Genomic DNA, 14870 nt, shown 5'->3' with positions numbered 1-14870 from the left:
GGCGCGCAGAAAAATTGTTATAACATAACTCAATCTTCCAGCCCGCTCCGGAGTCGTCCATGCGTCGCCTGCTGCTCGCCCTGCCCTTCGCCTTGCTGCCACTGGCCGTGGCCCATGCCCACGATGACCATGATCACGACCACGCCCATGGCACACTCGGCGCCCATGAGCATGGCGTAGCCAAGCTCAACGTCGTACTCGATGGCAACACCCTGGAGCTTGAGCTGGACAGCCCGGCCATGAACCTGGTCGGTTTCGAGCACGCGGCCAGCAGCGATGCCGACAAGGCCAAGGTCGCCGCCGTACGCCAGCAGCTCGAACAACCGTTGACGCTGGTCGGCCTGGCTGCTGCCGCAGGCTGCAAAGAAGAACAGCAGGCGCTGGAAAGCCCGCTGTTCGGTGACGCCCCGAAAGCCGACGAGGATGGCGACGATCATGAGCATGGGCACCAACACAGCGACATTGGCGCCCATTACCAGCTGACCTGCGCCAACCCCGAGAAACTGACACAGGTGGACCTGGCACCACTGTTCAAGGCCTTCCCGGCCACCCAGAAAATCAACGTGCAACTGATCGGCCCCAATGGCCAGAAAGGTGTGGAAACCACGCCGGCCCAGGCAACGGTCGCCTTCTGAATGAGCCAGCCGTTGATCGAACTGCGTGACCTGGTGTTCGCCTGGCCAGGTCAGCCGCCGCTGCTGGACATTCCAGCCTTGCGCCTGAACGCTGGTGAAGCCTTGTTCCTCAAGGGCCCCAGCGGCAGTGGCAAGACCACCTTGCTGGGCCTGCTGGGCGGGGTGAGCGTGCCCGCCCAGGGCCGTATCGAGTTGCTCGGCCAGGACCTCGGCGGGCTGAGTCAGGGCGCCCGCGACCGTTTTCGGGTGGATCACACGGGGTACATCTTTCAGCAGTTCAACCTGCTGCCATTTCTGTCGGTACGTGAAAACGTCGAGCTGCCCTGCCGCTTCTCGCGCAGCCGCAAGGCCCGCGCCGAGCAGCGCCATGGCGGTGTCGACCAGGCAGCCAGCACGCTGTTGGCGCACCTGGGCCTGGACGACCCCGCCCTGCTCGCCCGCCGCGCCGACAGCCTGTCGATCGGCCAGCAGCAGCGGGTCGCCGCCGCCCGCGCACTGATCGGCCAGCCCGAGTTGGTGATTGCCGACGAGCCGACTTCGGCACTGGATACCGACACCCGCGAAGCGTTCATCCGCCTGCTGTTCGATGAGTGCCGCGCCGCCGGCGCAAGCTTGTTGTTCGTCAGCCACGATCAAAGCCTGGCACCGCTGTTCGACCGCCACCTTTCCCTGGCCGACCTCAACCGCGCCGCCAAGCCCCGGGAGGCCTGATGTACCTGCTCCGCCTTGCCCTGGCCAGCCTGGCCAACCGCCGTTTCACTGCGTTTCTGACCGCTTTTGCCATTGCCTTGTCGGTGTGCCTGCTGCTGGCCGTGGAGCGGGTCCGTACCGAGGCTCGCGCCAGCTTCGCCAGCACCATCAGCGGAACCGACCTGATCGTCGGCGCCCGCTCTGGCTCGGTGAACCTGCTGCTGTATTCGGTGTTCCGCATTGGTAACGCCACCAACAACATCCGTTGGGACAGCTTCCAGCATTATGCCCAGGACCCACGGGTGAAGTGGGCAATCCCGATCTCGCTGGGCGACTCCCACCGTGGCTACAGGGTGATGGGTACCACGGCGGATTACTTCAGCCATTACCAGTACGGTCGCCGCCAGCACCTGGAACTGAGCCAGGGACGTGAGTTCGCCAGCGACCCCTTCGAAGTGGTGCTCGGCGCCGAAGTGGCCGAGGCGCTGCATTACAAGCTGGGTGACAAGCTGGTACTGGCCCACGGCGTGGCCGCCATCAGCCTGGTCAAGCACGACGACAAACCATTCACCGTGGTCGGTGTGCTCAAACGCACCGGCACACCGGTCGATCGCACCCTGCATATCAGCCTGGGGGGTATGGAAGCGATCCATATCGACTGGCACAACGGCGTACCCGCCCGTGGCGCCGGGCGCATCAGCGCCGAGCAAGCACGCGCGATGGACCTGCAACCTGCCGCCATCACTGCATTCATGCTGGGGCTGAACAGCAAGATCGCGACCTTCAGCCTGCAGCGGGAGATCAATGAGTACCGCAGCGAGCCGCTGCTGGCGATCCTACCTGGGGTGGCCCTGCAGGAGCTCTGGAGCCTGATGGGCACTGCCGAACAAGCACTGTTCGTGGTGTCGCTGTTCGTGGTGCTGACCGGCCTGATTGGCATGCTCACGGCGATTCTTACCAGCCTCAACGAGCGCCGCCGGGAGATGGCGATCTTACGCTCGGTCGGTGCCAGGCCTTGGCATATCGCGGGGCTGCTGGTACTGGAGGCACTGTCACTGGCGGCGGTCGGGATCGTGGCCGGGCTTGGCTTGCTGTACGCGGGGATTGCCCTTGCGCAGGGGTATGTACAGGCGAACTATGGCTTGTATCTGCCACTGGCCCTACCTAGCGCTCATGAATGGACCTTGCTGGCTATCATCCTGGGGGCTGCGTTGCTGATGGGTAGCGTGCCTGCGTGGCGGGCGTATTGGCAGTCGCTGGCCGATGGTTTGTCCATACACCTCTGAGTGCGCGTAATGATCAAACACCTCATCGCCCTCTTCGCGGGTTCACCCGCGAAGAGGCCAGTAAAGGCAACACAATTTCTACTGGTCATATTGCTCTCGCTGACATTGCCTGCCTGGGCCTCAGAACCCCGTGAACTGGACTGGCCCGCCCTGATCCCCGAAGGCGCCCCGGTCATCCCACCACAACTGGCGCCGCTGCACGACATGTCGCAGCTAAGCAACGCCCTGTCTGCCGAGTCTGCCCCACCCGCGCGCCAGCAAGCCCCCGATGCCCCGGTGGTGAAAGGTCTCGACGGCCAGCAGGTCAAGCTGCCGGGCTACATCGTGCCACTGGAGGTCAGCGAAGAAGGCCGCACCACCGAATTCCTGCTGGTCCCTTACTACGGTGCGTGTATCCACGTGCCACCCCCACCGTCGAACCAGATCGTGCACATTTTCAGTGAGATGGGCGTGCGCGTCGAAGACCTCTACCAACCTTACTGGATCGAGGGGAAGATGCAGGTTAGAGCCTCCAGCAGCGAACTGGCCGACGCTGGCTACCAGATGGAGGCCGAGAAAATATACGCGTATGAGCTGAGATGAGAACTGTTTCGAATTCGTGAAGACGCTTCTTTGAGCTGGGTCAAACTTTCTGTTTAACCAGCTCCGTACCATTGGACTACTCGATTAATAACGTCCTTTGGGAGCTTCCATGAACAAGTCCTTGCTCGGCGCCTCGCTTGTGGCCCTTGCGCTCGCCGCCCCTGTTGCCCACGCTCACCAGGCAGGCGATGTCATCGTCCGCGCAGGCGCCATCACCACCGCCCCTAACGAAAGCAGCGGCGACCTGAAATTCGATGGCAACAAGGTTTCGGGCACCAAGGCAACCCTGGACAGCGACACCCAGCTGGGCTTGACCTTTGCCTATATGCTCACCGACCACATCGGCCTGGAGCTGCTGGCAGCCACCCCGTTCAAGCACACCGTAGGCGTAAAAGGCCTGGGCGGCGGCCTGGACGGCAAGCTGGCCGACATCAAGCAACTGCCACCGACCCTGTCGCTGCAGTACTACCCGATGGAACCGAACTCCAAGTTCCAGCCCTATGCCGGCGTGGGCATCAACTACACCCTGTTCTTCGATGAAGACCTCAGCAGTGCCCGCAAGCAGCAAGGCTTCAGCAACCTGAAACTGCAGGACTCGATCGGGATCGCCGGCCAGCTGGGCATGGACTACATGATCACCGACAACCTGCTGGTCAACGCCTCGGTCTGGTACGTCGACATCGACACCAAGGCCAGCGTCAACGGCCCGACCGCTTTGGGCTACAGCAAGACCAAGGTCGACGTCGATGTCGACCCGTGGGTGTACATGGTCGGCCTTGGCTACAAGTTCTGACCTGAACACGGCAGGGCGGCTTCGGCCGCCCTCGCACGTTGCAGCCATAGCCAGTAGCCCAGCGCTACCGCGCTGATGGCCATGCCAAGCCCGCACACTGCGACCCACCCCCAATGGGCAAACACCCAGGCCGCCAACACCGCTCCCAGCCCGCTGCCAAGCGAGTAGCAACACATGTAGGCACCGATCAACCGGCTGGCCATCGCGCCACGCCCGGCCAGCAACAGGCTCTGGTTGGTGACATGTACCGCCTGCACGGCAAAGTCCAGCATCAGCACTCCCAGCACGAAGGCCATCAGTGAAGCCCCGACAAACGCCGTGGGCAACCACGACAGCGTCAGCAAGGCCAGCGCCAACCCAGTAGTGCGTTCACCCTGCCCCTGGTCAGCCAGACGACCGGCACGCGAAGCTGCCAAGGTACCCGCGACACCTGCCAGGCCGAACAGGCCGATCTCGGTATGGCTCAGCGCCAACGGCGCAGCACTGAGCGGCATGACCATGGCACTCCATAGCACGCTGAACGCGGCGAAGATCAACACTCCAAACATGCCTCGCTGGCGCAGCAACCTGTCGTGCCGGTACAGGTTGAACTGGGACACAATCAGCGCCCGGTAGCCAGACCGATGCATGACGGGCTGCACCGAGGGCAAGCTACGCCATATCACCAGTGCCAGCACTATCAAGACGCCTGCGGCCATCCAGTACACGCTGCGCCAACCGGCCAGGTCGGCCAACCCGCCCGAGACCAGGCGCGCAAGCAGAATGCCCAGCACCACACCACTGGTGACGGCGCCTACCGCCTGCCCTTGCTGGCCCGGTGAGGCCAGGCTCGCGGCATGCGCCACCATCACCTGCACCATCACGGCCATCAACCCGGTGACGGCTAGAGCCACCAGCAGCATTGCCCAACTTTGCGACATGCCGACGCCGATCAGCGCCAGAGCCGAGAACAGCAACTGGCCAAGCAACAGGCGCTTGCGATCGACCAAGTCACCCAGCGGCACGATCAGTAGCAACCCCAGGGCATAGCCCGCCTGGGTCGCGCCAACTACCCAGCCAATCTGCTGCTGCCCTACCCCCAGCTCGGCAGCCATCGACTCAAGCAGAGGCTGAGCGAAGTACACCGTCGCGACGGCCATGGCGCTGGTAATGGCAAGCAACAGGGTTGTCCAGCGTGTCAGTGAAGGTGCCATCGGACCAACCTCGTCAATCTGGTTTCGATTTGAAACCACACACTGGCTATTTAGCAAATGTGGTTTTAATCTGCAACCAGACGTTAAGACAGGTTTGCACCATGCTCGATGAACACAATGCGCAATGCCCCGTAGCCCGGGCCCTGGAGGTGCTGGGTGACCGTTGGGCGCTGATGATCCTGCGCGATGCCTTTGACGGCCTGCACCGGTTCAGTGAATTTCACAAGAACCTGGGGCTGGCGAAGAACATCCTCGCCTCGCGGCTCAAACTACTGGTGGAGAGCGAGTTGCTGGCCTTGCAGCCGGCATCGGATGGCAGTGCCTACAAGGAATATGTGCTGACCGCGAAAGGGCGGTCGGTGTTTCCAGTGGTGGTTGGCTTGAGGCAATGGGGGGAGCGGTTTCTGTTCGAGGCGGGTGAGGCGCGTTCGGAATTGGTGGAGGGAGCTACCGGGCAGGCGCTTGAGACGTTGCAGGTGCGTGCCCAGGATGGGCGGGTTTTGCATGCCGAAGACTGCCTGCGCAGAATGGTGCGGCATGAATGATTTGGGGCTGCTGCGCAGCCCCCGGTTATCAGGCCTTGCCCAGAAGCCGCGCCAGCCCCTCGACCATCGGCGTCGCCTGCGCGAACTTGAACCGCGCCAGCAACCGCTGATTATCCGCCCGCGAATGGCGAATATCCCCCGAACGGGCCGCGACATAGCTGATCGCTGGCAAGCTCCCCACCACCTTCTCCAGCGCTGCCAGCAACTGGTTCAGCGAAGTCGCCTGGTTGAGGCCGATGTTCACCGCCCCCTCCTCGACCTGCGGCTGCTCCAATGCTTGCACCATCACCTGCACCAGATCACCCACGTAGAGGAAATCACGGGTCTGCTCGCCATCGCCAAACACCGTGATCGGCAAGCCCTGTACAGCGCGCTCGCAGAAAATGCTGATCACACCGGAATACGGTGAGGACGGGTCCTGACGTGGCCCGAAAATATTGAAGAAGCGAAACACCACCGGCTCCAGACCATGCTGGCGGCGGTAGAAGTCCAGGTATTGCTCACTGGCCAGTTTGTCCACGGCATAGGGGGTCAGCGGCGCCTTGGGGGTCTCTTCGGCAATCGACTCGCCCTCGCCATTGTTGCCATACACCGCCGCACTGGAAGCGAACAGCACCCGACGCACGCCATGCACGCGCATGGCTTCACAGACATTGAGGGTGCCGATGAAGTTGCTCTGATGGGTGCGTACCGGGTCCTCGACCGAGGCCTGCACCGAGGCCACCGCCGCCAGGTGCACTACAGCACGGCAGCCAGCCGCTGTCTGTGTAACCAACCCGGCATCGGCTACATCGCCTTCAATCAGCTCCAACCGTGGGTGGTCGACCTGCAGGTTGCTCCTGCGGCCTGTGGAAAAGTCATCAAGAATGCGTACGGCGTAGCCTTTGTCCAACAACGCATCGCACAGGTGGGAGCCAATGAAGCCGGCACCGCCGGTGATCAGGATGGGGGCGTCAGCCATGGCGGTAGAACCGGTCCAGTAGAGGCGGCAAGCCAGCGCGCCAGGCACGCGGCTTGATACCGAAGGTATGAAGGATTTTCTTGCAGGCCAGTACCGCATGTTGCGGCTCTTCGCTGGCATCCGGGCGCGCGGCATGGGCTTGCGGTGTGGGGGCCTGCACGGCCAGTTGGCGGTGCTGGCCGGCCTCGGTGAGGATCGCCTGGCCCAGCGCCAGCGGCGTGGTCGCCTCGTTGCCAGCGTAATGGTAGGTGCCCCACAACGGCGCATTGCAATCGAGCTGCTTGAGCACCGACAGGATCACCCGGGCGGCATCATCGACAGGCGTCGGGTTGCCACGTCGATCATCGGCCAGCAGCAGCTCTTGTGGTTGCTCGGCACGTGTCAGGAAGCGGCCCAACGAGCCGTCGATGCTCTCGTCGAGCAGCCAGCCAAAGCGCAGCAGTACATGCTGTGGGCAGGCCGCACGCACGCTCTGCTCGATGCGCCACAAGGCCTGGCCACGCAGGCCCAGCGGCACGGGCTCGTCTTTTTCGCTATAGGCCGTGGCCCGCGAACCATCGAACACCCGGTAGCTGGAAGGCTGCACCAGGGTGATCTGGTGGTGCTGGCACAGCTCCGCCAGCCGCTCCACCGCCCGCTCCTGTTGAGCCAGGCGCTGCTCGCTGACCGACTCGGCCTGGAACCAGTCGAAGTAATAGGCCAGGTTGACCAGCGCGTCGGGGCGGTGATCGTCGAGCAACTGAGTGAGGCTGGCCGGCGTCCAACCGTTCTCGGGCGGGCGTGGCGCCAGGAATGCGATGTCCTCCTCGGCCCCAAGACGAATCAGCGCTTGCCCGAGGGCATTGCCACCACCCAACAGCATTAGGCGCATACGCATAGAGTCAGCAGATCCGGAGAGGTTGATGAAGGAAAGGGGCATTTTGCGGTTTCCGCTGCGGGAAGTCCAACGTCTGGCCCTGTGACTGCTTCAGGCGGTGCGGTTTCCGAGCTGCCAAAGCTCACTATCGCGACACACAGATATTTCCTACGGCATACCAGGAACGAGCTGACTACCACGCAAAAGCATAACTGCATTCAATAGTTCCCCCCTTGCCAACAGGGGAGCCCCACAAAAATAAGTACAAGGAACGTTCAATGCCTCACTCGCAAGCCGCATACCTGGATTTTTCCCCCGAGCAAAGTCGGGCCATAGCCTTTGCAAGCCAAACCCTTGCAGACTCCGGCGGCCCGGAAGCAAAGGGGGTTGCAATCCAGGCACGTATATTGGCCGACCAAATCCAGAAATCCTTGACTGACGAGCAGCGTTCGCTGCTACAGCGCTTCGGCGAAGGCAGATTGTCTACGCTGATGTACAGGCACATGCCTTATGCCGACGAGCCGATACCTGAAAACCTTCCCGATATCACCGCCTTGGCGCAAAACCCTCGCTGCACATTCAGATGAGGCCCAGCGCCGCGGCGTAGGTGGCAGCCAGCGTCTTGTTCGGCGCGTCGAACTTCTTCTGGATGTTCTTGTGGTGGAAGTTCACCGTGCTCTCGGAAATGCTCAGGATGATGGCGATTTCCCCGGAGCTCTTGCCGTCGGCGGTCCATTGCAGGATCTCGCGTTCGCGATGGCTCAGGCAGACCGGGTTGGACATCAGCATCGGATGCTCCAGGTCGGTCAGCTTCTGGGTCAGCAACTCGATCATGCAACGCAGCCGCAGGCGGATTTCCTCGCGCTCGAAGCTGGAGATGTTCTGCTGGTCGCGCGCCACGGAAAGCACGCTGAGCAAATTGTTCGGCGCGCGGATCGGCAGGGTCGCGCCGACACAGAGGCCCCAATCGCGAGCCTCGTTCCAGAGCATCCGGCTCTGGTCGAACAGGCTGTCGCTCCAGACCACCATTTCCGAGGAGCGCAGGCCGTTGAGGATCGCCGGATCCACGGCCCCGTAGTTCTGCATCTGGTATCGCTCCAGCCAGGCCTTGGGATAGGTGCCATGGACCTCGGTCTTCGGCCGGGTGAAGGGAATCGTGTGGCGCACGCCATAGGCGTAGTAATCGAAGCCCAGGCGCCGCACTTCCTTTTCCAGGACGGCGAACACGCCCTGGCTGTCGTGGATCGGCTGCATCTCGCTACGCAAACCGTCCCACCACAGCAAAAAGCCTCCGTCATTCCTCATACCTCGCCTCGCGCAATCAGCTGCTGCTGGAGCTCGCACGACACCGAAATTTCGCTTTTGATATCGACAACGAGGGCAAGCAGGTCCGTCTGGTTGGCAACTTCAAGGGAGGAGGCCGAATTCCACGGGTTGGCGAACACCCACGCCTGGAAGTTGAAACCAGCTCGCATGCAGGCTTGTGCTTGGGGCCGCACACTGAAGCGCCTTACAACTGTTCAACAGTCTCCAGTGATGGTCACTCCCCTGCTCCCTCTGCACTTATCCTCACTGCTCGCTGGAACCCCGCCAATGACCCTACGCATGTCTTTCCCCTACAAGAAATCATCGAGCGCTTGAGCAGCCTGGATGCGCTCGCACTGACCTCAAAATCTTTCAACTTCACTCGCAGTGAGTGCTTGCTGACGGAAAAGGCAAAGCAGGTGAAGCAGTTTCAATGCTTCAGTTCGAGCCTAACGGTGGCTTCTCTGTACGCTTCAACAGTTACCGCTTCAGTTTGAATGAGCGTGCTTGCAGCGCTGCAGCACGCGCGTTCAGTACTTTTCGGAAAATGCTGAGTAGCGTACAACCACTGGTGTTTGTCTTGCAGCCCGACCGTGCATTGTTAATCAACAACAGCAGAGCGTTGCACGGTCGCCAGACAGTTGAGGACAACCGGCGCCTTCTCCTTCGTCAATTCGGATACTCCCCCTTCGCAGCACCGTTGGTACTTGTTGAGGATCCGCTGCTGGTGCGTGGCTGATTAGCGAAAAATACCCAATGATTGAAATCGATTTAACGCTTGTCCTGATACTGGCACTCGTCGCACTCACGGCCGGCTTTTTCGACGCTATCGCCGGAGGCGGTGGCCTGATCACGCTCCCCGTACTGTTCATCGCCGGTATAGAGCCCTTGGCGGCAATTGCCACTAATAAATTCCAGGCAGCTTCAGCGACGGTTTCGGCTACTTGCGCCTTTGCCCGCAAAGGCATGATCGACTGGAGACGAGGCAGCTCGATGGCGGTCATGTCGTTTATTGGCGGCGCTCTGGGAGCCTTGTCGATAACGTATGTGCCCAAAAGCCTTTTACAGGCATGCGTCCCCCCGCTGCTGATCCTGATAGCAGCCTACTTTGCCTTTAGTCCAAGCCCGAATGAACAAGCGCGCAAGGCGAAGATGTCGACTAGCCTGTTTTGTGTGGCGGTTACACCGTTCATTGGGTTTTATGATGGAGTATTTGGCCCTGGCGTCGGCTCGTTCTTCATGCTGGCCTGCGTAATTCTCTTGGGCCAGCACTTGATACAGGCCGTGTGCACCAGCAAGCTTTTGAACGCAGCCTGCAACCTGGGCGCACTGTCAGTCTTTTCACTCAGCGGAGCGATTATCTGGTCGCTGGCGCTGGCAATGGCGCTTGCCGCCTTTCTGGGCGCGCAATTGGGTGCACGCTGCGCAGTTCGTTTCGGCACGAGGCTCATAAGGCCGCTGCTGGTCAGTGTCTGCATCCTCATGGCACTCAAATTACTGCTCGACACGAGCAATCCACTCGGCGAGTGGCTTAACCTGTTACTTTAGAGGGCACCATGCACTTGCAAACGGGATCTTCTCAGCGCCTGAAATGGCAGTTTGACGAACCCGCCCCAGGCAAAGAACTTTTCATCGACGAAGTATTCGGAACCTACCAGCAACAGGCCCGATTGCTGGTACCCGATATCGAGCGCGCAGGGCCTGCATTCGTCCTGGGTGGCGCGCGCTCCGACTTTACCCGGCTCAACCCCCTGCTCTATCGCTTGCAAGCCGCAGGCATAGGTTCGCTCACTGCTAATCTGTCAGGCCATAGCCTTGCCAGTGAACCTGGTGCAGCTTCGCCTTCACTGGCTACGAACCTTGATGAGGCACGACGCTTCCACGCGCATATCGCACCTCAATGCCGAACGATAATTGGCCACAGCCTGGGCGCGGCAATTGCGCTGAAACTTGCAGCACAATTGCCGCAGGTGAACAGCATCGTGCTGGTCTGCCCAGCAGTCTATCCAGACCATGCTCACCAGGCCCCCTTCGGTCCGGCATTCACAGCCGCCATCAGAAAACCCTATGGCTTTCTCGATTGCGACAGTTACGCCTTCCTCAAGCAGTTCCAAGGCAGAGTGCTGATGGTGATAGGCGAATATGACGGGCTCAACTCACAGCGATTCGGCAAAGGCCCAGGCACCAGCGCAGGCAGCCTGTGGCTGACCGGCGCCGAGCGCTACAGCCCGATTCCTGAGGAGGTCACCCAGGCCCTGATGCAATCAGTTGCAGCCGCGCGTTTGCAATGCGTGTTTCTTACAGACTGCGACCATGGCATCGCCGCCCATTTACGCAGTACGCCAGCGATTGCGGATCAGGTTGCGAGCGCCGTGGAAACCTTCATCCTCGAAGACGCCTGACCGTAGGCAGTTACTCGATTTCAAACAAACCGTTACTCAGTGGCCTCACGCTTAGCCGCTCACGTACATCATCATCGATACGCGGATCATCCGGCCGGTACAGTTTCACTTGCCGGTAAGCATTGATGCGATTGATCTCCTCACCCAGGTACTCCCACACCACCCTGGTGCAGGCCGGGTTGCGCCGGTCGCCGCTGGACACACCGGCCTTCAGGCCGTTCAGGCGAGTGATTCGGCTTTTGAAGCTGGGGATGAGGATGGTCTGGCTCATTTCGTTGAACGTCAGCGACTCGTAGTCGATGAGGAACAAACGGTCCTGCAGCTGGAACGCCGCCCCCAGATAACGGCAACGCACCTCGGCATGCTGGTCAGTGGCGCTGGAGCGCTCCTGACGCTCCCGGCGCTCGAACAGGAAGCGGCCACGCTCCTCCCACAGGTGCACCAGTGACACCAGGATCGTGCCCGGCACCGACATGCAGTTGGAATACTCGAAGTAGTAACCGCAATAGCGCGACAGGTTGCCGGCATGATCGTGCAGCGGGCGGAACAGTTCACTGATCGGGTCGCTGGGCTGCTCGGCCAGGGTCGACACCCGTGCGCCAATCAGCCGGGCAAACTGCTCGGCCGGCAGGTTCAACTCGTAATCCTCAACGCCGAAGAAATCGCCGATGCGCTTCAGGTTGAAAGCCGTCGGACGGCTCTGCCCGCTCAGGTACTTGTTGAACTGTGCGCGGTTGATCGACAGCTGGCGGCAAACTTCGGAAATAGAGCGGTAATGGCTGCAGGCCAGCTTGAGGTTGGTAGCGAAATGATCGCTCATGTGCGTAATCCAGGTGACGCGAATGACGCCATTGTAGCATCAAGTCGCATCAACTCAGAGCAATCCGCGAAATTGTAACCACTCTTGTCATAGCCAACCATGCGCCCCAACGAATAGCGGTGCGCCTGCCGTCCGCTGGTCTTTCCACACGAAGAATAAGAATCGAGGTCATTTTCCAATGCTCGAAGTAATCAACGATTTCCTTTCGGGGAAACTCCTCATCGTGCTGATCGTAGGGCTGGGTAGCTACTTCACCCTCCGCTCCCGGTTCGTCCAGTTCCGCCATTTCGCCCATATGTTCAGCGTGTTCAAGGAATCGCTGCGTGGCCAGGCAGGCCAGCTGAGCTCCTTCCAGGCGCTGATGCTGAGCCTGGCCGGCCGCGTAGGTGCCGGTAACATCGCTGGTGTCGGTATCGCTGTGACCCTGGGTGGCCCAGGTGCCGTGTTCTGGATGTGGGTCACCGCACTGGTGGGTATGTCCAGCAGCTTCTTCGAATGTACCCTGGCCCAAGTGTACAAGCGCGCGGATGGCGATGGCCTGTACCGCGGTGGCCCGGCCTACTACATCCAGCACGGGCTGAAGCTGAAAAGCATGGCCATCGTGTTCTCGATCCTGCTGCTGGTCACCTACGGCTTCGCCTTCATCGGCCTGCAGTCTTACACCGTGACTCACTCGCTGCAGAACGCCTTCGCCTTCGACCCGAAACACACCGGTATCGTCCTGGCCGTGCTGCTGGCCGTCACCTTCATCGGCGGCATCAAGCGTATCGCTGCGGTGTCGGACCTGCTGGTGCCGGTCAAGACCCTGGCCTACATCGGCGTGACCCTGTACGTGATCGGCACCCAGATCGAACATGTGCCGGCCATGCTTGAAACCATCTTCAAGAGCGCCTTCGGCCTCGACCCGGCCTTCGGTGGCCTGCTCGGCAGCGCCATCGTCATGGGCGTCAAACGTGGCGTATTCGCCAACGAAGCGGGCCTGGGCAGTGCGCCGAACGTGGCGGCCGTGGCGGCCGTGAAACACCCGGGTGCGCAGGGCGTGGTGCAGGCTTTCAGCGTGTTCCTCGACACCTTCGTGATCTGCACCTGCACCGCACTGCTGATTCTTCTGTCGGGCTTCTACACCCCTGGTTTCGAGGGCGACGGCATTGTCCTGACCCAGAACTCGCTGGCCGCCGTGGTGGGTGACTGGGGCCGCGTGTTCGTCAGCGTGGCGCTGTCGCTGTTCGTGTTCACCTGCATCCTCTACAACTACTACCTGGGCGAGAACAGCCTGCAGTTCCTGAGCCGCAACCGTGTGGTGCTGATGGTGTTCCGTGGCCTGGTGCTGGCGTTGGTGGTTTGGGGGTCGATGCAAGACCTGTCGACTGTGTTCGCCTTCGCCGACATCACCATGACTTGCCTGGCCTTCGTCAACCTGGTCGCCCTGGCCCTGCTGTTCAAGGTCGGCCTGCGCGTCATGCGCGACTACGACGACCAGCGCAAGGCCGGTGTGCATCAGCCAGTGTTCGACTCATCTAAGTTCGCCGACCTGGACCTGGACCGTAATGCCTGGCCTGCCAATCCGCAGGTGGAAACAGCCGCTGACAAAGCAGCCGGCCAAGCTCAGCCGCAGCGCTGATATCCTCCCTGCCCAGCCGCCCCTTCCGCGGGCGGCTTTTCTTTCTCCGCTCACCGCTACGGATGCTTGCCATGCGTGCAGTAAAGAATCTTCTCGTTCTCTATACCGGTGGCACCATCGGCATGCTCGAAACCCCGGAAGGCCTGGCGCCGGCCGGTGGCTTCGAAGCGCGGATGCGTGAACACTTTGCCCAGATGGCCGATGCACCCAAGCTGCAATGGGCGCTGCAAGAGCTGAACCCGCTGCTGGACAGCGCCAACATGCAACAGCACAACTGGTTGGCGATGCGCGATGCCATCGTCGAAGCCGTGGATGTTGCAGGCCATGATGGCGTGTTGGTGTTGCATGGCACCGACAGCATGGCTTACAGCGCTGCAGCGTTGTCGTTCCTGTTGCTGGGCCTGCCCGTACCGGTGCTGTTGACCGGCTCGATGCTGCCTGCTGGTGCACCGGGTAGCGATGCCTGGGCCAACCTGTGCGGCGCATTGCGCCAGTTCGAACAAGGCCTGGAAGGTGGGGTGCATCTGTACTTCCACGGCCAACTGCTGCATGGCTGCCGGGCGTCCAAGCTGCGCAGCGAAGCGTTCGATGCCTTTGCCGCTCTACCGCGCCATCGGGGTGGTGAGCGGGCCTCGGCGATTCCCGCCGAACTTGGCTACATGCATCCACGCCAGCCGGTCAACCTGGCCGTAGTGCCGGTGTTCCCAGGGCTGCAGGCCGAGCACTTGCAGGGGCTGATCGACAGCGGTGTACAAGGGGTTCTGCTGGAGTGCTATGGCAGCGGTACGGGTCCATCGGATGACCAAGCGCTGCTTGATGTGCTGAGCGCGGCACGCCAGCGCGGCGTGATGCTGGCGGCTATCAGCCAGTGCCCAGAAGGCTCCGTGGTGTTCGATACCTATGCGGCAGGTAACCGCTTGCGCGGGGCCGGCCTGATCAGTGGTGGCGGCATGACCCGTGAGGCAGCGCTGGGCAAGATGGTTGCGCTGCTGGGGGCTGGGTTGGATGTCGAAGCCGCCGAGCAGTGGTTTGCGCTGGACCTGTGTGGGGAACGGGCGTAGAAGCGGCCTTGGTACCCAGAAAAATGGCGGAAGGCAGCGGGAGTCGAACCTGCCCGGGAACGGCTGCCGTCCCCAACCGGGTTTGAAGCCCGGCCGCGCCACCGGGCGCGATTGCCTTCC

The 14870-nt window shown here is 61.4% G+C and carries 16 protein-coding genes, 1 tRNA gene and 1 pseudogene; 12 read left to right on the top strand and 6 right to left on the bottom strand.

Annotated elements, in window-relative coordinates:
• The first annotated feature begins 59 nt into the window (after positions 1 to 59).
• The 5 genes from ACNQP3_RS02650 (at position 60) to ACNQP3_RS02630 (ending at position 3986) form a co-directional block, all read left to right on the top strand.
• Entirely contained in the window at positions 60 to 635 is a 576-nt protein-coding gene (locus tag ACNQP3_RS02650) for a DUF2796 domain-containing protein (RefSeq protein WP_060494624.1), read from the top strand.
• Positions 636 to 1346, top strand: a complete 711-nt coding sequence (locus ACNQP3_RS02645; protein WP_012270279.1) for an ABC transporter ATP-binding protein — start codon at positions 636 to 638, stop codon at positions 1344 to 1346. It abuts the gene before it with no gap.
• Positions 1346 to 2611: an ABC transporter permease gene (locus ACNQP3_RS02640; protein ID WP_060494625.1), complete on the top strand. Its 1266-nt coding sequence runs from the start codon at positions 1346 to 1348 to the stop codon at positions 2609 to 2611. The genes ACNQP3_RS02645 and ACNQP3_RS02640 overlap by 1 nt, the downstream gene beginning before the upstream one ends.
• Positions 2612 to 2620: 9 nt before the next feature.
• Complete coding sequence (locus ACNQP3_RS02635; RefSeq protein WP_012270277.1) at positions 2621 to 3193, top strand: DUF3299 domain-containing protein; 573 nt, start codon at positions 2621 to 2623, stop codon at positions 3191 to 3193.
• A 109-nt stretch (positions 3194 to 3302) separates the two neighbouring features.
• Positions 3303 to 3986 carry an OmpW/AlkL family protein gene (locus tag ACNQP3_RS02630; RefSeq protein WP_012270276.1) on the top strand — a complete coding sequence of 228 codons (684 nt, stop codon included), beginning with the start codon at positions 3303 to 3305 and terminating at the stop codon, positions 3984 to 3986.
• On the opposite strand, the gene ACNQP3_RS02625 is transcribed toward ACNQP3_RS02630, so the two are convergent.
• Entirely contained in the window at positions 3974 to 5179 is a 1206-nt protein-coding gene (locus ACNQP3_RS02625) for an MFS transporter (protein WP_060494626.1), read from the bottom strand. The two genes, ACNQP3_RS02630 and ACNQP3_RS02625, sit on opposite strands and share 13 nt — an antisense overlap.
• A 101-nt stretch (positions 5180 to 5280) precedes the next feature.
• Between ACNQP3_RS02625 and ACNQP3_RS02620 the strand changes: the two genes are divergently transcribed.
• Complete coding sequence (locus ACNQP3_RS02620) at positions 5281 to 5724, top strand: winged helix-turn-helix transcriptional regulator (RefSeq protein WP_012270274.1); 444 nt, start codon at positions 5281 to 5283, stop codon at positions 5722 to 5724.
• A gap of 28 nt (positions 5725 to 5752) precedes the next feature.
• Here the strand turns inward: ACNQP3_RS02620 and ACNQP3_RS02615 are convergent, their stop codons facing one another.
• Entirely contained in the window at positions 5753 to 6685 is a 933-nt protein-coding gene (locus ACNQP3_RS02615) for an NAD-dependent epimerase/dehydratase family protein (protein WP_012270273.1), read from the bottom strand.
• On the bottom strand, positions 6678 to 7562 hold the full coding sequence (locus ACNQP3_RS02610) for a sugar nucleotide-binding protein (RefSeq protein WP_041166360.1): 885 nt from the start codon (positions 7560 to 7562) through the stop codon (positions 6678 to 6680). Before ACNQP3_RS02610 ends, ACNQP3_RS02615 begins: the two co-directional genes overlap by 8 nt.
• A gap of 257 nt (positions 7563 to 7819) precedes the next feature.
• On the opposite strand from ACNQP3_RS02610, the gene ACNQP3_RS02605 reads away from it, so the two are divergent.
• Positions 7820 to 8128, top strand: a complete 309-nt coding sequence (locus ACNQP3_RS02605) for a hypothetical protein (protein WP_416469511.1) — start codon at positions 7820 to 7822, stop codon at positions 8126 to 8128.
• Here the strand turns inward: ACNQP3_RS02605 and rhlR are convergent.
• Positions 8121 to 8846: a transcriptional regulator RhlR gene (gene rhlR / locus ACNQP3_RS02600; RefSeq protein WP_347063173.1), complete on the bottom strand. Its 726-nt coding sequence runs from the start codon at positions 8844 to 8846 to the stop codon at positions 8121 to 8123. The genes ACNQP3_RS02605 and rhlR overlap by 8 nt on opposite strands.
• Here rhlR and ACNQP3_RS02595 point away from each other — a divergent pair.
• From ACNQP3_RS02595 to ACNQP3_RS02585, 3 genes and pseudogenes are all read left to right on the top strand, one after another.
• Positions 8843 to 9585: pseudogene (locus ACNQP3_RS02595) on the top strand (hypothetical protein); the annotation flags it as partial. The gene rhlR and the pseudogene ACNQP3_RS02595 overlap by 4 nt on opposite strands.
• A 17-nt stretch (positions 9586 to 9602) precedes the next feature.
• The gene (locus tag ACNQP3_RS02590) at positions 9603 to 10394 is read left to right on the top strand and encodes a TSUP family transporter (protein ID WP_060494060.1); all 792 of its coding nucleotides are present in this window, start codon (positions 9603 to 9605) and stop codon (positions 10392 to 10394) included.
• Positions 10395 to 10402: 8 nt separating this feature from the next.
• Complete coding sequence (locus ACNQP3_RS02585; protein ID WP_060494061.1) at positions 10403 to 11248, top strand: alpha/beta hydrolase; 846 nt, start codon at positions 10403 to 10405, stop codon at positions 11246 to 11248.
• 10 nt (positions 11249 to 11258) lie between these two features.
• Here the strand turns inward: ACNQP3_RS02585 and ACNQP3_RS02580 are convergent, their stop codons facing one another.
• The gene (locus ACNQP3_RS02580; protein WP_264316762.1) at positions 11259 to 12068 is read right to left on the bottom strand and encodes a helix-turn-helix domain-containing protein; all 810 of its coding nucleotides are present in this window, start codon (positions 12066 to 12068) and stop codon (positions 11259 to 11261) included.
• A 178-nt stretch (positions 12069 to 12246) separates the two neighbouring features.
• Between ACNQP3_RS02580 and ACNQP3_RS02575 the strand changes: the two genes are divergently transcribed.
• Together ACNQP3_RS02575 and ACNQP3_RS02570 are read left to right on the top strand one after the other, a co-directional pair.
• Positions 12247 to 13689, top strand: a complete 1443-nt coding sequence (locus ACNQP3_RS02575) for an alanine/glycine:cation symporter family protein (protein WP_060494063.1) — start codon at positions 12247 to 12249, stop codon at positions 13687 to 13689.
• Between the two features lie 71 nt (positions 13690 to 13760).
• Positions 13761 to 14750, top strand: a complete 990-nt coding sequence (locus ACNQP3_RS02570; protein WP_060494064.1) for an asparaginase — start codon at positions 13761 to 13763, stop codon at positions 14748 to 14750.
• Between the two features lie 24 nt (positions 14751 to 14774).
• On the opposite strand, the gene ACNQP3_RS02565 is transcribed toward ACNQP3_RS02570, so the two are convergent.
• Positions 14775 to 14870: transfer RNA gene (locus ACNQP3_RS02565), tRNA-Sec, on the bottom strand.

The sequence above is a fragment of the Pseudomonas sp. LFS074 genome (assembly GCF_047978165.1).
Lineage (GTDB): Bacteria > Pseudomonadota > Gammaproteobacteria > Pseudomonadales > Pseudomonadaceae > Aquipseudomonas > Aquipseudomonas putida_P.
This window is presented reverse-complemented; position numbering and strand designations above follow the sequence as displayed.